Source organism: Streptomyces sp. NPDC056160 (assembly GCF_042268205.1).
Classification (GTDB): Bacteria; Actinomycetota; Actinomycetes; order Streptomycetales; family Streptomycetaceae; genus Streptomyces.
In genome coordinates, this window is sequence record NZ_JBHJUW010000103.1 from 13,608 (window position 1) to 32,275 (window position 18,668).

The following is an 18,668-nucleotide window of genomic DNA, read 5'->3' on the forward strand; positions in this document are numbered from 1 at the left end:
ACCCGCGCGGGGAGGTCGCCGTCCCGGCGGCGTAACAGCGGCCGTAGGGGCGCGTAACACGGCCGCCGCACGCTGAGCGGCATGCAGAAAGCGCAGACCTCCTCCCCGACGCCCACGCACTGCCCGTACTGCGCCCTGCAGTGCGGGATGAACCTCACCCCCGTTCCCGGCGGGGGCGTCGAGGTGGGTGAGCGGGCGGACTTCCCGGTGAACCGGGGGGCGCTGTGCGGCAAGGGCCGTACGGCGCCCGCGGTGCTCTCCTCCCGGGTGCGGCTGACCTCCCCGCTGGTGCGCTCGCCCGCGGGCACGCTCGAGCCGGCCGGCTGGGAGGAGGCCCTGGACCGGGTCGCCGGCGCGCTGGCACGCGCGCGCGGGGAGCACGGTCCGGACGCCTGCGGTGTGTTCGGCGGGGGCGGCCTGACCAACGAGAAGGCGTACGCGCTCGGCAAGTTCGCGCGGGTGGCGCTCGGCACCTCGCAGATCGACTACAACGGCCGGTTCTGCATGTCGTCGGCGGCGGCGGCCGGCACCCTGGCGTTCGGGCTGGACCGGGGGCTGCCGTTCCCGTTGGAGGACATCCCGAGGACGGGGTGCGTGATCCTCGTCGGTTCCAACCCGGCGGAGACGATGCCCCCGGCGCTGCGGTACTTCAGCGAACTGCGGGAGAACGGCGGCACGCTGATCGTCGTCGATCCGCGCCGCACGAAGACCGCCGAACAGGCCGACCTGCACCTCGCGCCCCGCCCCGGAACCGATCTCGCCCTCGCCCTCGGTCTGCTGCACCTGGTCGTCGCGGAGGGCCGGGTCGACGAGGAGTACGTCCGGGCGCGCACGACCGGCTGGGCCGAGGCGCGGGCGGCGGCGATGGCGCACTGGCCGGAGTACGTGGAGCGGGTCACGGGGGTGTCCGTCCCGCAGCTCAGGCGGGCCGTACGGATGTTCTGCGAGCCGCAGGCGGCGATGGTGCTCACCGCGCGCGGGCCCGAGCAGCAGGCGAAGGGCACCGACACGGTGGGCGCGTGGATCAACCTGTGCCTGGCGACCGGCCGGGCCGGCCGCCCGCTGTCCGGGTACGGCTGCCTGACCGGGCAGGGCAACGGCCAGGGCGGCCGGGAACACGGCCAGAAGGCCGACCAGTTGCCGGGCTACCGCAAGCTGACCGACCCGGCGGCGCGGCGGCACGTGGCCGGGGTGTGGGGCGTGGACCCGGACAGCCTGCCGGGGCCGGGGCGCAGCGCGTACGAGCTGCTGGACGCGCTGGGCAGGGACGTCCGCGCGCTGCTGATCATGGGCTCCAACCCGGTGGTGTCCGCGCCGCGCGCGGCCCACGTCGAGGAACGGCTGCGCTCGCTGGACTTCCTGGCGGTGTGCGACGTGGTGCTGTCGGAGACGGCGGCACTCGCGGACGTCGTCCTGCCGGTGACGCAGTGGGCCGAGGAGACGGGCACGACGACGAACCTGGAGGGCAGGGTCCTGCTGCGGCGCCGGGCGGTCGACCCGCCCGAGGGGGTCCGCGGCGACCTGGAGGTGCTGCACGGGCTGGCCGCCCGGCTGGGCGTCAAGAAGGGCTTCCCGACCGACCCGGAAGAGGTCTTCGAGGAACTGCGCCGGGCGACCGCGGGCGCCCCCGCCGACTACTCCGGCATCACCTACGCCAGGCTGGCGCTGGAGAACGGGGTGTTCTGGCCCTGCCCGGAGGACCCGGCAGGCATGGCGGGCACGGCGGGTGCGGGCGGCGGGACGGGCACGCGGGGCCCCCGTGCCACGGCGGGCCCGGACACACCGGAGGGCACGGAGCACACTGCGGGTACGGAGGGCACGGCGGGCACGGAGCACACGGCGGTTGCGGAGGGCACGGCGGGTACGGAGGGCACTGCGGGTACGGAGGGCACGGCGGGTACGGAGGGCACGGCGGGTACGGAGGGCACGGCGGGTACGGAGGGCACGGCGGGTACGGGCACGCGGGGTTTCGGTGCCACGGCGGGCCCGGGAACAGCGGGTGCGGAGGGCACGGAAGGCACGGAGGCGGGGGGCACAGAGGCGGGGGGCACAGAGGGCACGGAGCCCGGGCAGCCCCGGCGGCCCGAGCCGGACCCTCGGCCCGAGCCGGACCCGCGATTCGAGCCGCACCCGCGCCCCGGGCAGCCCGCCGGGGCCGCGCGACCCCGCCTCGCGCTCCCCCCGCACCACCCCGGCACCCCCCGTCTCTTCCTCGACCGCTTCGCCACCGAGGACGGACGGGCGCTGTTCGTGCCCGTGTCGTACCGGCCGAGTGCGGAGGAACCGGACGACGCGTATCCGGTGCTGCTGACCACCGGGCGGGTCGTCGCGCAGTACCAGTCCGGGGCGCAGACCCGCCGCGTCGAGGAGCTGAACGCCGCCGCGCCCGGTCCCTTCGTCGAGCTGCACCCCCGGCTGGCGGCGCGGCTGGGGGCGGTGGAAGGCGTCCCGCTGGCCGTCGTGTCGCGGCGGGGGCGTGCGGTGGCGCCCGCGCGGATCACGGACGGCATCCGTCCGGACACGGTGTTCATGCCCTTCCACTGGCCCGGCGAGGGCCGCGCGAACACGCTCACGAACCCGGCGCTCGACCCGGTCTCCCGGATGCCGGAGTTCAAGGTGTGCGCGGTGCGGGTGGAGGTCGCGGGCGGCCCCGGGGACGACCGCGGGGAGGCCTGAGCCCGGCCGGGTGGGGGGCCGTGACGGGCGCGGGGCGGTGCCGCGTAGGTTCGGGGGCATGTCCGACGCCGCAGCCGCCACGACCGACCAGTTCGACCTCGACGCCTACCTGGGGCGCATCGGGTGGGAGGGGAGCAGGCGGGCCGCTCCCGCGACCCTGCGCGGGGTGCACCTCGCGCACGCCCTGTCCCTCCCCTTCGAGAACCTGGATCCCCTCTCCGGCACCGCGCCCTCGCTGGCCCCGGCCGATCTGATGGCCAAGATGGTGCGCGGCCGGCGCGGGGGCTACTGCTACGAGCACAACGCGCTGCTGGCGCTGGCGCTCGGGGCGCTCGGGTTCGAGGTGTCCGGGCTGGCCGGGCGGGTGCTGCTGGGCGCCGACACCCCGGAGAGCCGGCCGCGCACGCACATGATGCTGCGGGTCGGCGTGCCGGGCGAGCCGCGGCCGTACCTGGCGGACGTCGGTTTCGGGGCGGCCGGGGCGCTGCTGGCGCCGGTGCCGCTGGCGCTCGGCCCCGAGTTCGAGGGCGGCGGGCGCAGGCACCGGTTCACGCGGCTGCCGCACGGCGGGCCGCTGGAGCTGTGGGCGTTGCAGGCGCACGACAGCGCGTCGGGGCAGTGGATCGGGCAGTACGCCTTCACGCTGGAGCCGTTCACCTCCGCCGACTTCGAGGTCTTCAACTGGCACGTCGCCACCAACCCGCGCTCCCCCTTCACGCGTCGCGCCTACCTCCAGCGGACCACCGCCGGGCGCCGTCTCGCCCTGGACGGGGCCCGGTTCACGGAGGTCCTCGCCGACGGCACGGTCAATGAGCGCACCCTCGTGAACGAGGCGGAGGCGCGGCGCGTGGTCGAGGAGGAGTTCGGCGTCGCGGTGCCCGAGGGGCTGACGCTGCTGGTCTGACGGTGCCGGTGTGACGCCGGGGACCGGTCGGACGTAGAAACGATTCTCCGTTCTCCACCCATCACTCCTGCGGGCCCTATGGACATGACATGTCATGACCACTTAAATCTCAGTCACCGTCAGCGCCACCCCCATGCGCCCGAGGGCGCCCGCGCTCAAGGAGACCGATGAGTCGGACACGGCACCTCCGAGGTTCCCGCCTCGCCACGGCCGGCGTGGCCGCCGCCGCGGCCACCCTGCTGGCCGCCGCACTCTCCCCCGCCGCCCACGCGGAGGGCAGACCCAGCCGGACCACCGCCGTCCGGAACGCCGCCGCCGCGCTCGCGGACCACACCGGCGCCCTGGGCCTCACCTCCGACGAGCACACCACCGTCCGCGACGTGATCGTCGACAAGGACGGCACGCAGCACGTCCGCTACGACCGTACGTACGACCGACTGCCCGTACTGGGCGGGGACTTCGTGGTCCACCTGGCGCCGGACGGCACCTACCGGGGCGCCGACCGCGCCACGCGCTCCACGGTCTCCCTGCCGACCACCACACCGGCCCTCGCCGCCCCCGCGGCCGCCGACCTCGCCACGCACGCGCTGCGCGCCGCGAACCCCGGTGCCCGTCTGAAGCAGGTCAAGGCCAAGCCGGGCCTGGTCGTCGACGCCCTGCACGGCACCCCGCGCCTGGCCTGGCGCACCGTCGCGGCCGCCCTGGACTCCCTCGGCAACCCGGTCGCACGCACGGTCGTGACCGACGCGCGCACCGGGGCGCAGATCGACGCCTGGGACAGCATCGAGACGGCGACGGGCGACGGCAAGTCGCTCTACAGCGGCACGGTCGCGCTGGAGACGACCCAGTCCGGGTCGGCCTACCAGCTCAAGGACCCGACGCGCGGCAACACGTACACGGGCGACGCGGAGAACAAGACCGACCTGTGCATCTTCGGCATCTGCTTCCAGCGCGCCCCCGCCACCCTCTTCGCGGACGCCGACAACCACTGGGGAACGGGTGCGACGGCGGACCGCGCCTCGGCGGCGGTGGACGCGCAGTACGGCACGAACGAGACCTGGGACTACTACAGATACGTCCACGGCCGCAACGGCATAGCGGGCGACGGCAAGGGCTCGTACAACCGCGTCCACTACGGCACCAACTACAACAACGCCTTCTGGGACGACAGTTGCTTCTGCATGACGTACGGCGACGGTGACGGCACCACCTTCGGCCCGCTCGTCGCCCTCGACGTCGCCGGGCACGAGATGTCGCACGGCGTGACGTCCAAGACGGCGGCACTGACGTACTCGGGCGAGTCCGGCGGCCTGAACGAGGCCACCTCCGACATCCTCGGCACGATGGTGGAGTGGTACGCGAACAACCCGGCCGACCCCGGTGACTACCTGATCGGCGAGAAGATCGTCCGCTCCGGCTTCAACGGCACCGCCCTGCGCTACATGGACAAGCCCTCCAAGGACGGCAACTCGGCCGACTGCTGGAGCGCTTCGGTGGGCAACCTCGACGTCCACTACTCCTCGGGCGTCGCCAACCACTTCGCCTACCTGCTCGCCGAGGGCAGCGGCGCGAAGACCGTGAACGGCGTCGCCTACAACTCCCCCACGTGCAACAACTCCACGGTGACGGGCATCGGCCACGACAAGCTCGGCAAGATCTGGTACCGGGCCCTCACGGTCTACATGACATCCTCGACGAACTACGCGGCCGCCAGGACGGCCACCCTCAGCGCCGCGAAGGACCTCTACGGCGCCGGCTCCGCGGAGTACGGCGCGGTGGCGGCGGCCTGGAGCGCGGTCAGCGTGAACTGACCCCGCCGCCCCGGCACGACGGCCGCCCCCGCCCGCACGGCGGAGGCGGCCGTTCCTTCCCGTACCGGTGGATTCGGTACCGGTGGGCTCAGTACAGGTAGGTGGGGTGGCCCCAGAGGCCGGAGGAAGCCCCTAACTCCCGTAAGGCCGAAGCTCCCTGGCCTCCCGCAGAGCCTGCCCCCACCACTCCAGGCGGTCCAGCATCAGCTTCGCCGCCGCGTCCGGGGCGGTGGGGTCCTTCAGGGTGCCCTCGTCGTCGAAGGAACCGCCCGCGTTGTAGAAGGAGACCGTGTCGCGGAGTGTGACCGCGTGGAGTTCGGCGAAGACCTGCCGCAGGTGTTCGACGGCGCGCAGGCCGCCGGCGAGGCCGCCGTAGGAGGCGAGGGCGACCGGCTTGGCCTGCCACTCGGTGAAGTGCCAGTCGATGAGGTTCTTGAGGCCGGCGGGGAAGGAGTGGTTGTACTCCGGGGTGAGGACGACGAACGCGTCCGCGGACGCCAGTTTCGGGGTGGTCTCCGCCAGGGCCGCCGTCGCCTCCGGGTCCGGCTTCAGGGTCGTCGGGAGGGCGGCCGTCCCGGCCACGTCCACGACCTGGACGGCGAAGTCGGGGCGCTCGCGCAGGTGGGCGAGGAGCCAGTCGGCGACCACGGGTCCGAAACGGCCGTGGCGGTTGCTGCCGACGACGAGGGTGACGTTCAGGGGCGCGCGGGGCGCGGTGGTGGCGTTCATGCGGGACAGCCTGGTAGCTCAACCTTGCTTGAGGTCAAGCCTGGGCCCGCACGCCCCGGTCACCCGTTCACCCCCGCACCTCTCCCCCTTCCGGAAAATTCCGACGCTCCGTCAGGACAGCCGCGCTGACCTGGACAAATGCTCGCGGTCGCGCCTCGCGCCCCGGGGAGGACGGCACCCGTTCACCGTATTCCTGACGGGGTCTCAGGAAGCGGGCGGGCGCATGTGCCACTTACCTCGGAAGGGCAGGGACGCGACGACGGCGGCGCATGCGGGTGCCGCGGCCGTGTCCCGACCGCTGAGCAGCTCTAAGGAGCACCGATGCGACGTACCGCACGTCTGCCGGCCGGGGCCGTGACCGGGGCCGCGCTCGCCGTCGCCGCCGTGAGCGGGCTCGCCGCGCCCGCGTACGGCGCGGACACCGCTCCCGTGGCCGGGCGCGCCCTCGGGTCGGCCGCGAGCGGCCTTGAGGTGTACCCCTCCTCGGCGGTGCCGGGCGGGCAGGTCACCGTGAACACCAAGGCGTGCGGCGAGAAGTCGTCCGCGGCGGGCGACGCCAGCGCGGTCGGCGCCGGGCCCTTCCCGCTGGCCCCCAGCACGCACGAGGGCGACGCGATCGGCCGGTTCCGGGTCCCGGAGAGCGCGCAGCCGGGGACGTACGAGATCGTCGCGCAGTGCGCCGAGGGCGGCCGGGAGGTCAAGGGCGACCTGGTCGTCACCCTCACCGCGGCGGCACAGGGGCAACAGGTGGAGCCCCGGGGAAGTGTGAAGACGGGGGTCGGCGGCGCCCTGGGCCACGACCCCGTGCAGACCGCGGCCGGCGTGGCGGCACTCGCCGTCGCCGCCGCGGGCGGTACCTGGCTCCTGCATCGCCGGGCGAGAGGCGACGGGATCTGACGGACACCCTCCGCCGTCCGTCCGCCGGTACCGCACGTCCCCTCCCCCGCCGGGCGCGACGCCCCTGGGCCCTGTCGTCCGGAGGGGGCGGGGGACACGACCGCAGTACCCGACCGGGAGAGGGGTTCCCATGCGCAGGATCGGCGACTGTGCGATAGCCGCCGTCACCGTCGTCAGCCTCTGCTGCGGCGGGTGGCTGCTGCTCGGTGCGGGCACCACGCACGCCCCGCCCCAGCCCACCCCGGCCGAGGGCACGCCCGACCCCGGCGTGCAGCGGCTCGGCGCGTCCGCGCTGCCGCCGTCCCCGCCCACCCGCATCCGCATCCCCTCGATCCGGGTGAACGCCCCCCTGATGGGCCTGGGCCTCACCCCGGCCGGCAACCTCGACGTCCCGCCCGCCTCCGACAAGAACCTGGCCGGCTGGTACGAGGCCGGCACCACCCCCGGCGAGCGCGGCACCGCGATCGTCGCCGGTCACGTCGACAACACGCAGGGGCCCGCCGTCTTCTACGACCTCGGCGCCCTGAAGAAGGACAGCGTCGTCGAGGTGGACCGCCGTGACGGCGGGGTCGCGGTGTTCACGGTGGACGCGGTCGAGGTGTACGCGGTGAAGGACTTCCCCGACAAGAAGGTCTACGGCCCGGCGAAACGCCCCGAACTGCGGATCATCACCTGCGGCGGCGGTTACTCCAGGGCCACCGGCTACCAGGGCAACGTGGTGGTCTTCGCCCACCTGACCGGCAGCCGCTGACAGCAGGCGCAGGGCGGGAGCACGGCAGGAACAAGGCAGGAACAAGGCAGGAGCCAAGGGCAGGAGCAGGGAGGGGAGGCGGGGGCGGGGTCACGCCACCCACTGCTGGTACGCCAGGTTCACCACCAGGGCGAACACCACGGTCAGCAGGACGATCCGGACGAAGCCGCTGCCCTTCTTCAGCGCGGTGCGCGCGCCCAGCATGCCGCCCGCCAGGTTGAACACCGCCATGACGGCGGCCAGTTGCCACAGCACCGCGCCCTGCCAGGCGAAGGTGGCCAGGGCGCCGGCGTTGGTGCAGCAGTTGACGATCTTGGCGGTGGCGGAGGCGGTCACCAGGTCCAGGTGGAGCACGGCGGTCAGCGCCAGCACGAGGAACGTGCCGGTGCCGGGGCCGATGAACCCGTCGTAGAAGCCGATGCCGAGGCCCGCGAGGCCGATCGCCGCGAGGACCTGGCGGCGGGTGGCCGGCCCGGACGCGGGGGCGGTGCCGAACGCGGGCCGCAGGATCACGAACGCCCCCACCGCGAGCAGCACCACCATGATCACCGGTTTCAGCACGTCGGTGCTCATCCCGGCCGCGCACAGCGCTCCGGCGCAGGACCCGGCGAGCGCCGCGAGACCGATCCGCACGGCCAGCCGTACGTCCACGGGTGCCCGGCGCGCGTACGTCACCGCCGCGCCGGACGTCCCGACGATGGCGACCGCCTTGTTGGTGCCCAGCGCGGACGCGGCCGAGGTCCCGGCCGGCAGTCCGAGCAGCAGCACCGGCAGCAGCAGGAGCCCGCCCCCGCCGACCACGGCGTCGATCCAGCCGGCGGCGAGCGCGGCGAGGCAGAGGAGGACGACCACGGTCAGGGGTATGTCGGGCATGATCACGACCCTAGTGCCGCGGCAGGCAACGTTTGCCCGTCAAGGAGCGGCGTCCGGTGCGTGCTCTCGGTGTGCCGGCCGGAAGTCCTCGTACTGGACGTACTCGGGCTTTCGGCCGGTGCGGCCAGAGTGCGTGCCGGGCGTCGCGACGGGGCGGACGTTGCCTGTTGCGGCACTAGGCAGCGACCCGGCGGCGATCCACGCATCTGAGGGACTTTGAGGTCCGCCGAGGTAACCCTCGGATCTGCCGAGGAACGGATCAAAGCCCACCGATGCGCTCCTCAAGGCCCGTCGAGGGACAGCTCAAGGCCCACCGAGGCACTCCTCAAATCCCGCCGAGGCCGGGTGACGGGCCGGGCGGCGCCCTCACACCCGCCGCCCGCCCCCGCTGAGGGCAGCGTTCCGTGGGGGAAACAGGAGGGATGCCGCCGGGTAACGTCCGCGTCGCACGCTCAGGGGCATGACCTCGAATGCGCGTGTGGTGGTGATCGGCGCCGGGCTCGCGGGCGTGGCCCTCGCCCGGCGCCTCGGTGAGCTGGGCACGCCCGCGCTGGTCGTCGGCGAGGAGGAGCACCGGCCGTACAACCGGGTGCTGCTCGCGGAGGTGCTGGCCGGCCGGTACGCACCGGAGGTCATCGCGCTCCCCGCCCCGGCCCGTCTGGTCCGGGCCCGGGTCGTCGGCATCGACCGCGCGGCACGCGAGGTGCGGTGCGCGGACGGCACGGTGATCGGCTACGGCACGCTGGTGCTGGCCACCGGCTCCAACCCGGTGCTGCCGCCGCTGCGCGGCCTGTTCGGCGCCGGTCGCGAACTGCCTTCGGGCGTCCACGCGTTCCGCACGATGGACGACTGCCTGAGCCTGTCCGGGGCCGTACGGCCCGGGGCGCGGGCGGTCGTGGTGGGCGGCGGGCTGCTCGGGGTGTCCGCGGCGCGGGCGCTGGCCGTGCGCGGCGCACAGGTGGTGCTCGGGCAGCAGGCCGAGCGGCTGATGGAGCGGCAGCTCGACCCGGGGGCGTCCCGGCTCGTGCTGCGGCACCTGCGTGACCTGGGCGTCGAGGTGCACACCGAGTGCCGGGTGCGGGACGTGCGCTGCGCGGGCGGCGCCCTGCGCTCGGTGGAGCTGGCCGACGGGTACGCCCTCGACGCCGACCTCGCGGTCCTGGCCTGCGGGGTGCGTCCGCGCACCGCCCTCGCCGAGGACGCGGGCCTGGCCGTCGGCAGGGGCGTCGTCGTCGACGACGAGCTGCGCACCAGCGACCCGCACATCCGTGCCGTCGGCGACTGCGTCCAGCACGCCGGCACGGTGTACGGGCTCGCCGCCCCCGCCCTGGAACAGGTCGCCGTCCTGGCCGAGCTGCTCGCGGGCCGGGCCGCTGCCCGCTACACCGGCACCCGCTCGCTCACCCGGCTCACCCTGACCGGCGCGGGCTCCCCCTGCCACCCGGCTCCCCCGGGCCCGGCCCCCACCGACCCGGCCTCCTTCGACCTCGCCGCGTTCGGCGAGACCGAGCCGCTGCCCGGCGACGACGTCGTGCAGCTCGCCGACGCCACCCGCGGCACCTACCGCCGGGTCGTCGTCCGCGGCGACCGGCTGGTCGGCGGGGTCCTCGTCGGCGAACTCGGCACCGTCGGCGCGCTCGCCCGCGCCTGGGAGAAGGCGGAGCCGCTCCCGACGGACGGCGGCCCGCCGCTCCACCTGCTCACCCATGACGGAGGCTCCTGAATGCCCGCCACCACAGCCACCACCGGCACCACCGCCCTCCCGGGGACCGCACCCACGATCGTGCTCGTCGGCCACGGCATGGTCGGCCAGCGTTTCCTCGAAGCGCTGGCCGAGCGCGGCCTGACCGCGACCCACCGCGTGGTCGTGCTGTGCGAGGAGCCGCGTCCCGCGTACGACCGGGTGCAGCTCACCTCGTACTTCACGGGCCGCACCCCGGAGGAGCTGTCCCTCACCGACCGGCGCTTCATCGACGAGCACGGCATCGAACTGCACCTCGGGGACCCCGCCGAGACCATCGACCGCGAGGCCCGCACGGTCACCGCCCGCTCCGGGCTCACCGTCGGCTACGACGTGCTCGTCCTCGCCACCGGCTCCTTCCCGTTCGTCCCGCCGGTGCCCGGCAGGGACGCCGAGGGCTGTTTCGTCTACCGCACCATCGAGGACCTGCTCGCCATCGAGGCGTACGCCGCCTCGCGCGCCCGCACCGGCGCGGTGGTCGGCGGCGGACTGCTGGGCCTGGAGGCGGCGGGCGCCCTCAAGGGGCTCGGACTGGCCACGCACATCGTGGAGTTCGCGCCGCGCCTGATGCCGGTTCAGGTCGACGAGGGCGGCGGCGCCGCCCTGCTGCGCACCGTCGAGGGGATGGGGCTGAGCGTCCACACCGGCACCGGCACCCAGGAGATCGTGGTCGGCGCGGACGGCGCCGTCACCGGTATGAAGCTGTCGGACGGCTCCGAACTCGTCGTCGACATGGTCGTGTTCAGCGCCGGTGTCCGCCCCCGCGACCAGCTGGCCCGCGCCTCGGGCCTGCGGGTCGGCGAGCGCGGCGGGATCAGCGTGGACGCACGGTGCCGTACGGTCACCGACCCGCACGTGTTCGCGATCGGCGAGTGCGCGCAGGCGGTCGACGGCCGGGTCTACGGGCTGGTCGCGCCCGGTTACGAGCAGGCCGAGACGGCGGCGGCCACCATCGCCGCGGACGACGCGCAGTTCACGGGCGCCGACCTGTCCACCAAGCTGAAGCTGCTCGGCGTGGACGTGGCCTCCTTCGGCGACGCGCACGGCACCGCCGAGGACTGCCTGGACGTCGTCTACTCCGACTCCCGCGCGGGCCTGTACAAGAAGCTGGTCATCGGCCGGGACGGCACCCTGCTCGGCGGCATCCTGGTCGGTGACGCGGAGGCGTACGGCACGCTGCGCGCGTTCACCGGGGCGGTGCCGCCCGTCTCCCCCGAGTCGCTGGTGCTGCCGGCCGGTGCCGGTGCGCCCGCCCAGCTCGGCCCGGCCGCCCTCCCGGACGACGCGGTGATCTGCTCCTGCCACAACGTCACCAAGGGCACCGTCCGCGGCGCGGTCACGGACCACGCCTGCACGAGCGTGCCGGAGGTGAAGAAGTGCACCCGGGCCGGCACCGGGTGCGGCTCGTGCGTCAAGGTGCTCACCCAGCTGGTCGAGGCCGAACTGGAGGCGGGCGGCGTCGAGGCCGACAAGGGCCTGTGCGGCTGCTTCGCGCAGACCCGCGAGGAGCTGTACGAGATCGTCCTCGCCCTGCGCGTCACCTCCTACCAGGACCTGCTGGACCGCTTCGGCCGCGAGGGGGCGCGCGGCGGCGACGGCTGCGAGACCTGCAAGCCTGCCGTCGCCTCGGTCATCGCCTCGCTGGCCCCGGTGATCGGCGCGGACGGTTACGTCCTCACCGGCGAGCAGGCCGCCCTCCAGGACACCAACGACCACTTCCTGGCCAACCTGCAGCGGAACGGCTCGTACTCCGTCGTCCCGCGCATCCCCGGCGGGGAGATCGCACCGGAGAAGCTGATCGTGATCGGGGAGATCGCCCGTGACTTCGGGCTCTACACGAAGATCACCGGCGGGCAGCGCATCGACATGTTCGGCGCCCGCGTCGAGCAGCTGCCGCTGATCTGGGCCCGGCTGGTGGACGCGGGCTTCGAGTCGGGGCACGCGTACGGCAAGTCGCTGCGCACGGTGAAGTCCTGCGTGGGCCGGACCTGGTGCCGCTTCGGCGTCCAGGACTCGGTGCGCATGGCGATCGACCTGGAGCTGCGCTACCGGGGCCTGAGGTCCCCGCACAAACTGAAGTCGGCGGTCTCCGGGTGCGCCCGCGAGTGTGCCGAGGCCCGGTCGAAGGACTTCGGCGTGATCGCCACCGCGAACGGCTGGAACCTGTACGTCGGAGGAAACGGCGGCGCCTCCCCGCGCCACGCCGACCTGCTCGCCCAGGACCTGTCCGACGCCGAACTGGTCCGGCTGATCGACCGGTTCCTGATGTTCTACATCCGCACCGCCGACAGACTGGAACGCACCAGCGTGTGGCTGGAGCGGATCCCCGGCGGTCTGGACCACGTACGGGACGTGGTGGTCCACGACTCGCTCGGCATCTGCGCCGAGCTGGAGACCCAGATGGCGGCGCACGTCTCCCACTACCGCGACGAGTGGGCCGAGACGATCGCCGACCCGGACCGGCTCGCCCGGTTCGTCTCCTTCGTGAACGCCCCCGGCACCCCGGACCCGGTCGTCGGCTTCGTCCCCGAACGCGACCAGATGAAGCCCGACCTGCCGCTGCTGACCCTCGGCCTGCGGCCTGCCCACGACGCCCTGGAAGGAAGCGCCCAGCGATGACCCTCGCCCCCGAGACCACCGACGTGAAGGTCCAGCTCCGGCTCGACGACAGCTGGTTCACCGTGTGCGACCTGAGCACGCTGCTGCCCGGCCGCGGGGTCGCGGCCCTGCTGCCGGACGGCCGCCAGGCGGCCCTCTTCCGCGACCGGTCCGGCCGCCTGTACGCGATCGACAACCGCGACCCGTTCACCGGCGCGGCGGTCCTCTCCCGCGGCCTGACCGGCACCCACGCGGGCCGCCCGTTCGTCGCCTCGCCGCTGCTCAAGCAGCGCTTCGACCTCGGCTCCGGACGGTGCCTGGACGACGAGGGGGTGCGGGTGAGGGCGTACGGCGTGCGCAGCGCATGAGGTCCTCTCTTTCTTACTTGACCGGTCGTTCCAGAAAGGCTTAGGCTCCCGTACGTGGCCAGGACCAAGGAATTCGATCCGGACGCCGCGCTGCAGTCGGCCCTGGAGCTGTTCTGGCGGCGCGGCTACGAGGCGACGTCCATGGCCGACCTCGTGGCGCACCTCGGCATCGGCCGCGCCAGCCTGTACGCGACGTTCGGCAGCAAGCACGAGCTGTACCTGAGGGCGCTGGACCGCTACGAGCAGACGGGCATGGAGCGGATCGTGCGCGAGCTGTCCGGACCCGGCCCGGCCCTGTCGGCCGTGCGCGCGGTCGTACGGCGCTACGCGGCGGAGGCGGCCCACGAGGAGCTGCGCCTGCACGGCTGCATGGTCACCAACACGGCGTCCGAGCTGGCCGCGCACGACCCGGCCGCCGCCCGGCGCGTGGAGCGCAACTGGGACCACCTGGAGACGCTCCTGCACTCGGCACTGGTCCGCGCCGGGGCACAGGGGGAGCTGCCCGCCGGCCGCGATCCGCTCACCCTGGCCCGCGCGCTGCTGGTGCTGATGCAGGGTCTGCGGATCGTCGGCAAGGCGTCGGCGGACCCGGCGCGGGTGCGGGACGCGGCGGAGCAGGCCCTGATGCTGCTGGACTGAGGAACGAGACCGGGGAACGCGCTCGTCGTCGGGCGCGTTGCTTTCGGTCCTGATACTGAACCGATCGGTCAATAAAAAGGGGAGATCATGACCGCGCAGAGCACCCGGCCCGTCGGCCGCTTCGAGGGCCGGACCGTTCTCGTCACCGGGGCCGGCTCCGGCATCGGCCGCGCGACGGCCCTCGCGTTCGCCGCCGAGGGCGCCCAGCTCGTCGTCGCCGGGCGCCGCCGCGAGCCGCTTGACGAGACGGTCGCGCTGATCGAGGAGGCGGGCGGCAAGGCGCTCGCGGTGACCGCGGACGTCTCCCGCGCCGCCGAGGCCGAGGCGCTGGTCGAGGCCGCCGTGGAACGCTTCGGCTCGCTCGACGTGGCCGTCAACAACGCCGGTGTCTTCCGGGGCGGCCGGCCGCTCGCCGAACTGCCGGAGGAGGACTGGCACACCCAGCTCGCCGTCAACGTCACCGGCGTCCACCTGGCCCTCCAGGCGCAGATCAGCCGGATGCGCACCCAGCCGTCCGGCGGCGCGATCGTCAACGTGTCCTCCACCTTCGGCGCCCACACCACCTCGCCCGGCGCCGCCGCCTACTCCGCGACCAAGGCCGCCGTGACCGCGCTCAGCCGGGGTGCCGCGCTGGACCACATCGGCGACGGCGTCCGCGTCAACGTGGTCAGTCCCGGCGCCACCGCCACCACGATGTCGCTGCGGCCCGGCGAGACGGACACGGACCGCGCGCAGCGGGCGCGGGCCACGCTCCCCCTGGGCCGGGTCTCCGCCACCGAGGAGGTCGCCGCCGCGATCCTCTACCTGGCGTCCGACGCCGCGGCCTCCCTGGTCGGCACCGACCTGGTGGTGGACAGCGGCGGATCCCTCTGAGCCCCCTCCGGGCCACGGACCTAGTCGATCCCCGACCGCTCCACGCCCGCCACGATCCACCGCTGGAAGCACAGGAACACCGCCAGCAGCGGCAGGATCGAGACGGCCGCCGCGACGAACAGCTCGTGCAGGCGCACCACCTGGGAGGTGGTGAAGGAGGACAGGGCGACCTGGACCGTCCAGGCGCTCTGGTCCTGGCCGATCACCAGCGGCCACAGGAAGGCGTTCCAGGCGCCGATGAAGACGATCGTGCCGACCGCCGCGAACACCGGCCGCGCGTTCGGCACGACGACCAGCCAGTACGTCCGCCAGGGCCCGAGCCCGTCGACCTGCGCCGCGTCCTCCAGCTCGCGCGGGAAGCCGAGGAAGTACTGGCGGAAGACGAAGCAGGCGAAGGCGGAGAAGAGCGTCGGGATGATCAGGCCCCGCAGCGTGGAGATCCAGCCCAGGGAGGACACCAGCACGAAGCTGGGGACGAAGGTGACGGCGGCCGGGACCATGAGCGTGCCGAGGATGGCGTAGAAGACCTTGTTCGCGTGCCGGTAGGGGATGCGGGCGAGACCGTATCCGGCGAGCGAGGCGAGGAGCACCGTGCCGAGGGTGGTGGCGACGGCGATCAGCGTGGAGTTGAGCAGTGAGCGGGCGAACGGGACGGAGGTGTCCGCGAAGAGTTCGCGGACGTTGCCCCAGCGCAGGTGGGAGGGGAAGAACGTCCACTCGGGCGAGGTGATGTCCTGTTCGCGGGCCAGGCCGTTGCGCACCAGGAGGTAGAAGGGGACCAGGAAGAGCAGGGCGAGCGTGATCAGCAGCGCGAGCCGCAGCGCGCGGCCCACCCGCACCAGGGCGTCATCCATCGGCATCCGTCCTTCCCAGCCCGAACCAGCGGGCCTGGCCCACCGTGACGATCGCGATGATCAGCGCGAGGATCACCGCACCGGCGCTGCCCAGGCCCAGGTTCTGCCCCTGGCCGAGCGCGGTGTAGTAGAGGTAGACCAGCGGCGGGCGGGCGTAGGGCGGGTAGCCGCGGGCGTCGGAGAGCAGGTTGTAGAACTCGTCGAACGCCTGGAAGGCGTTGATGACGAGGAGCAGGACCACCGCGACGGAGGTGGCACGCAGTTGCGGCAGGGTGATGTGCCGCAGCACCTGCCAACCGGGGCGTGCGCCGTCGACGGCGGCGGCCTCGTAGAGCACGGGGTTGATCCGCTGGAGCCCGGCCAGGAACAGCACCATGTAGAAACCGGCCTGGAGCCACAGCCGTACGGTGACGATGACCAGCCAGTACCAGGGCGGGTCCGTGGTCGACAGCCAGGCCACCGGGTCGGCGCCGAAGAGGTCGAGGACCGTGTTGGCGAGCCCGAACCGGACGCCGTTGAAGATCGACATCTTCCAGATGAGGGCGGCGACGACGTAACTGCACGCGGCCGGCAGGAAGAACACCGACCGGAAGAACGCCTGCGCCCGCCGCACCCGGTTGACCATGAGGGCGAGTGCGAGGGAGAGGAGGTAGGTGGCCGGGACGATGAACGCCGTGAAGAGGAGGAAGGTGCGCAGGCTGTCGAGGAAGGCGTCGTCCGACAGCATCGCGGTGTAGTTGTCCAGCCCGGTGAAGCGGGTGGGCGTGACGGTGTTGTGCGCGTCGAAGAAGCTGAGCGCCACGCTCCACAGCAGCGGGACGTAGGTGAACAGGGCGAGGCCGGCCGCGAAGGGGCCGACGAAGACCCAGAACCAGAGGGTCCGCCGCCGGTTCGCGGACCGCCGGGTCCCGCCCTCGCGGAGGACGGCCCGCCGCACCAGGGGCGGCCGGGTCACGGCGGTGCGGCTCATGAGGACTTCTTCACGCGGTCGAGTTCGGCCGACACCTTCCGCAGCACCGCCTTCAGCTCACTGTCCGGATTCGCTCCGTCCTTGATGATCCGGCTCAGCGCGTCCTGGTAGGCGGTCTGGGCAGCCGGGGTCCACAGCAGGGGCTGGGCGTAGCCGTGGTCGGTGGTGAAGCGCACGGCGTCGGCGGCAGCGCCGGTGCGCAGCTTGGCGGCCTTCTTCGCGAGCGAGATCCGGGCGGGGATGTGGAAGCCGTAGGAGAGCGCGAAGTCCTCCTGGTCGTCGGTGCGTTCCACCCACAGCCACTTCACGAACCCCTTGGCCGCGTCGCGGTTCCGGCTGCGGGCACTGACGGCGGCGGCGTACGCGCCGACCGGCACGGCGGGCCGGCCGGACGGACCGTCCTTCGGGAACGGCAGTACGCCGAAGTCGTCGCCGAGTTCCTTCTGCACCTGGGGCAGCGCCCACAGCCCCGACCACTGCATGGCGGTCAGGCCCTGGAGGAAGGCGGAGGGGTCGGACCAGTCGGCGGGGGCGCCGAGGAGCAGGGACTTGCCGGCGTACAGCTGGCGGACCTTGGCGAGGGTGCGCGCGGCGGCCGGGTCGTCGAAGCCGGGTCTGCCGTCCTCGGTGACGAGTTGGAGTCCGGCCGCGTACAGGGGCGTTCCGCCGAGGACGCCCGCGCCGCCGTCGTTGCCGAGGAAGAGGCCCTTGGTCTTCTTGGTGGTGAGCTTCTTCGCCGCGTCCACGAGGGCGTCGAGGGTGTCCGGCGGCCGGAGCCCGGCGTCCTGGAGCAGGCTCTTGCGGTAGTAGAGCATCTGCATGTCGATGACCTGCGGGATGCCCCAGATCTTCCCGTCGTACGTCTTCGGGGCGAGCACCGCCGGGTTGAAGTCGTCCTTGACGCCGTCGAGCAGGGCGGTGAGGTCGACGACCTGGCCGCCCTGGATCTGGTCGAGGGTGGGCCCGTTCACCTCGAAGACGTCCGGACCGGAGTCGGTGAGGAGGGCGGCGGCGGTCTGCTGGTCGTAGTTGCCCGGCCGCCACTGGACGGTGACACGGGCCTTGCCGTACGCGGCGGCGTACCGCTTCACCGCCTGCTCGGTGCCGCTCTCGCCGTACTGGTGGTACCACTGTGTCAGCGCCGGCCCCGAGCCACCGCCGCCGTCCCCGCGCCCGGTGTTGCTCCCGCAGGCCCCGAGCAGTCCGCCCCCCGCGACCGCTCCGGCGGCGAGCAGTGCTCTGCGGCTGATGGTCATGTACGCCCCCTGACGCTCGACTCCCTGCACACCCGCACCGGGCCGCACGCACCCGGCGCACGACCACGCACGGCCCAACGATCAACCATGCGCCGTGATTACGACAGGAACGTTGCAGTGGTGTGTACGTGTCAAGGCCGCCGTTTCGGCCAAGGCGGGGCGAGGGAGGCCAGGGGGCGGCCGGGGGAGGGCGGGCCGGCTCCGCGGTGGGCCGGTGCCGTGGTGGGCCGTTGGGGTGGTTCCTGCGGCGGGTCCGTGTCGGGGTCCCGGCGAACGGTTACCCACAGTGGTATGACCAATGCGCTCCGTATCCCACCCGTGCGCGCGATCGCCGCGATCTGCGCCCTGGGCGGCTCCGCCCTGCTGATGACCGCCTGCTCGAACGGCTCGACCGGGTCGAGTGTCGCCGAGGCAGCCGAGGCCGCTCCCGCCTCGGCCTCCCCCTCCCCCTCCGCGTCGCTGTCCAAGGACCAGGCCGAGCGACGGGACCTGCTGGCCAAGGCACACGTGGGCTGGGCCAAGGCCGCCGGCACCGCCGTGAAGGAGGTGTCGGGGGGCAAGCTGGTCTCGATCGAGCTGAAGAAGGCCTCGCACAACTCGACGTCGTCGCCGGCCGCGGCCACCTCCCCCGGCACCGCCTCGCCGACGGGCTCGCCGACCCCCTCAGCGTCCGCGGGCGCCCCCCCGTGGGGGTCCAAGGAAGCCCCCGCCCACCGCACCCGGCCCAA

At 73.4% G+C, this 18,668-nt stretch carries 15 protein-coding genes and 1 pseudogene; 11 read left to right on the forward strand and 5 right to left on the reverse strand.

Annotated elements, in window-relative coordinates:
- The first annotated feature begins 81 nt into the window (after positions 1-81).
- From ACFC02_RS30110 to ACFC02_RS30120, 3 genes are all read left to right on the forward strand, one after another.
- On the forward strand, positions 82-2,676 hold the full coding sequence (locus ACFC02_RS30110) for a molybdopterin oxidoreductase family protein (protein WP_376364004.1): 2,595 nt from the start codon (positions 82-84) through the stop codon (positions 2,674-2,676).
- Positions 2,677-2,734: 58 nt separating this feature from the next.
- Entirely contained in the window at positions 2,735-3,580 is an 846-nt protein-coding gene (locus ACFC02_RS30115) for an arylamine N-acetyltransferase (RefSeq protein ID WP_376364007.1), read from the forward strand.
- Positions 3,581-3,747: 167 nt separating this feature from the next.
- Positions 3,748-5,391, forward strand: a complete 1,644-nt coding sequence (locus tag ACFC02_RS30120) for a M4 family metallopeptidase (RefSeq protein WP_376364010.1) — start codon at positions 3,748-3,750, stop codon at positions 5,389-5,391.
- A 132-nt stretch (positions 5,392-5,523) separates the two neighbouring features.
- Here ACFC02_RS30120 and ACFC02_RS30125 read toward each other — a convergent pair whose 3' ends face one another.
- Positions 5,524-6,120 (reverse strand): NADPH-dependent FMN reductase, encoded by a 597-nt coding sequence (locus ACFC02_RS30125; protein WP_376364013.1) that lies wholly within the window; start codon positions 6,118-6,120, stop codon positions 5,524-5,526.
- A 321-nt stretch (positions 6,121-6,441) separates the two neighbouring features.
- Here ACFC02_RS30125 and ACFC02_RS30130 point away from each other — a divergent pair, with 321 nt between their 5' ends.
- Both ACFC02_RS30130 and ACFC02_RS30135 read left to right on the forward strand, forming a co-directional pair.
- The gene (locus ACFC02_RS30130; RefSeq protein WP_376364016.1) at positions 6,442-7,017 is read left to right on the forward strand and encodes a hypothetical protein; all 576 of its coding nucleotides are present in this window, start codon (positions 6,442-6,444) and stop codon (positions 7,015-7,017) included.
- Positions 7,018-7,147: 130 nt separating this feature from the next.
- The gene (locus ACFC02_RS30135) at positions 7,148-7,768 is read left to right on the forward strand and encodes a class F sortase (RefSeq protein WP_376364019.1); all 621 of its coding nucleotides are present in this window, start codon (positions 7,148-7,150) and stop codon (positions 7,766-7,768) included.
- 90 nt (positions 7,769-7,858) lie between these two features.
- Here the strand turns inward: ACFC02_RS30135 and ACFC02_RS30140 are convergent, their stop codons facing one another.
- The gene (locus ACFC02_RS30140) at positions 7,859-8,641 is read right to left on the reverse strand and encodes a sulfite exporter TauE/SafE family protein (RefSeq protein ID WP_376364022.1); all 783 of its coding nucleotides are present in this window, start codon (positions 8,639-8,641) and stop codon (positions 7,859-7,861) included.
- Between the two features lie 460 nt (positions 8,642-9,101).
- Between ACFC02_RS30140 and ACFC02_RS30145 the strand changes: the two genes are divergently transcribed.
- The 5 genes from ACFC02_RS30145 to ACFC02_RS30165 all read left to right on the forward strand — a co-directional run bounded on the left by ACFC02_RS30145 (position 9,102) and on the right by ACFC02_RS30165 (position 14,860).
- Positions 9,102-10,364, forward strand: a complete 1,263-nt coding sequence (locus tag ACFC02_RS30145) for an NAD(P)/FAD-dependent oxidoreductase (RefSeq protein ID WP_376364025.1) — start codon at positions 9,102-9,104, stop codon at positions 10,362-10,364.
- Positions 10,365-13,001 carry a nitrite reductase large subunit NirB gene (gene nirB / locus ACFC02_RS30150; RefSeq protein WP_376364028.1) on the forward strand — a complete coding sequence of 879 codons (2,637 nt, stop codon included), beginning with the start codon at positions 10,365-10,367 and terminating at the stop codon, positions 12,999-13,001.
- Positions 12,998-13,348, forward strand: a complete 351-nt coding sequence (gene nirD, locus ACFC02_RS30155; protein WP_376364031.1) for a nitrite reductase small subunit NirD — start codon at positions 12,998-13,000, stop codon at positions 13,346-13,348. Before nirB ends, nirD begins: the two co-directional genes overlap by 4 nt.
- Before the next feature lie 54 nt (positions 13,349-13,402).
- Complete coding sequence (locus tag ACFC02_RS30160) at positions 13,403-13,987, forward strand: TetR/AcrR family transcriptional regulator (RefSeq protein WP_376364033.1); 585 nt, start codon at positions 13,403-13,405, stop codon at positions 13,985-13,987.
- An 87-nt stretch (positions 13,988-14,074) separates the two neighbouring features.
- Entirely contained in the window at positions 14,075-14,860 is a 786-nt protein-coding gene (locus tag ACFC02_RS30165) for an SDR family NAD(P)-dependent oxidoreductase (protein ID WP_376364036.1), read from the forward strand.
- Between the two features lie 20 nt (positions 14,861-14,880).
- On the opposite strand, the gene ACFC02_RS30170 is transcribed toward ACFC02_RS30165, so the two are convergent.
- Genes ACFC02_RS30170 through ACFC02_RS30180 form a run of 3 tightly spaced genes read right to left on the reverse strand, consistent with a single transcriptional unit; the run spans position 14,881 to position 17,940 of the window.
- Positions 14,881-15,714 carry a carbohydrate ABC transporter permease gene (locus ACFC02_RS30170; RefSeq protein ID WP_376364039.1) on the reverse strand — a complete coding sequence of 278 codons (834 nt, stop codon included), beginning with the start codon at positions 15,712-15,714 and terminating at the stop codon, positions 14,881-14,883.
- A complete protein-coding gene (locus ACFC02_RS30175; protein ID WP_376364042.1) occupies positions 15,707-16,684 on the reverse strand; it encodes a carbohydrate ABC transporter permease in 978 nt (325 codons plus the stop codon). The genes ACFC02_RS30170 and ACFC02_RS30175 overlap by 8 nt, the downstream gene beginning before the upstream one ends.
- On the reverse strand, positions 16,681-17,940 hold the full coding sequence (locus ACFC02_RS30180; RefSeq protein ID WP_376364045.1) for an ABC transporter substrate-binding protein: 1,260 nt from the start codon (positions 17,938-17,940) through the stop codon (positions 16,681-16,683). The genes ACFC02_RS30175 and ACFC02_RS30180 overlap by 4 nt, the downstream gene beginning before the upstream one ends.
- A 291-nt stretch (positions 17,941-18,231) precedes the next feature.
- Between ACFC02_RS30180 and ACFC02_RS30185 the strand changes: the two are divergent.
- Positions 18,232-18,668, forward strand: a pseudogene (locus tag ACFC02_RS30185) (hypothetical protein); the annotation flags it as partial.

Excerpts from the sequence above, each read along its gene's own strand:
- ACFC02_RS30110 (WP_376364004.1), top strand. The coding sequence starts at position 82 with ATGCAGAAAGCGCAGACCTCCTCCCCGACGCCCACGCACTGCCCGTAC.
- ACFC02_RS30115 (WP_376364007.1), top strand. The coding sequence starts at position 2,735 with ATGTCCGACGCCGCAGCCGCCACGACCGACCAGTTCGACCTCGACGCC.
- ACFC02_RS30120 (WP_376364010.1), top strand. The coding sequence starts at position 3,748 with ATGAGTCGGACACGGCACCTCCGAGGTTCCCGCCTCGCCACGGCCGGC.
- ACFC02_RS30125 (WP_376364013.1), bottom strand. The coding sequence starts at position 6,120 with ATGAACGCCACCACCGCGCCCCGCGCGCCCCTGAACGTCACCCTCGTC.
- ACFC02_RS30130 (WP_376364016.1), top strand. The coding sequence starts at position 6,442 with ATGCGACGTACCGCACGTCTGCCGGCCGGGGCCGTGACCGGGGCCGCG.
- ACFC02_RS30135 (WP_376364019.1), top strand. The coding sequence starts at position 7,148 with ATGCGCAGGATCGGCGACTGTGCGATAGCCGCCGTCACCGTCGTCAGC.
- ACFC02_RS30140 (WP_376364022.1), bottom strand. The coding sequence starts at position 8,641 with ATGCCCGACATACCCCTGACCGTGGTCGTCCTCCTCTGCCTCGCCGCG.
- ACFC02_RS30145 (WP_376364025.1), top strand. The coding sequence starts at position 9,102 with ATGACCTCGAATGCGCGTGTGGTGGTGATCGGCGCCGGGCTCGCGGGC.
- nirB (WP_376364028.1), top strand. The coding sequence starts at position 10,365 with ATGCCCGCCACCACAGCCACCACCGGCACCACCGCCCTCCCGGGGACC.
- nirD (WP_376364031.1), top strand. The coding sequence starts at position 12,998 with ATGACCCTCGCCCCCGAGACCACCGACGTGAAGGTCCAGCTCCGGCTC.
- ACFC02_RS30165 (WP_376364036.1), top strand. The coding sequence starts at position 14,075 with ATGACCGCGCAGAGCACCCGGCCCGTCGGCCGCTTCGAGGGCCGGACC.
- ACFC02_RS30170 (WP_376364039.1), bottom strand. The coding sequence starts at position 15,714 with ATGGATGACGCCCTGGTGCGGGTGGGCCGCGCGCTGCGGCTCGCGCTG.
- ACFC02_RS30175 (WP_376364042.1), bottom strand. The coding sequence starts at position 16,684 with ATGAGCCGCACCGCCGTGACCCGGCCGCCCCTGGTGCGGCGGGCCGTC.
- ACFC02_RS30180 (WP_376364045.1), bottom strand. The coding sequence starts at position 17,940 with ATGACCATCAGCCGCAGAGCACTGCTCGCCGCCGGAGCGGTCGCGGGG.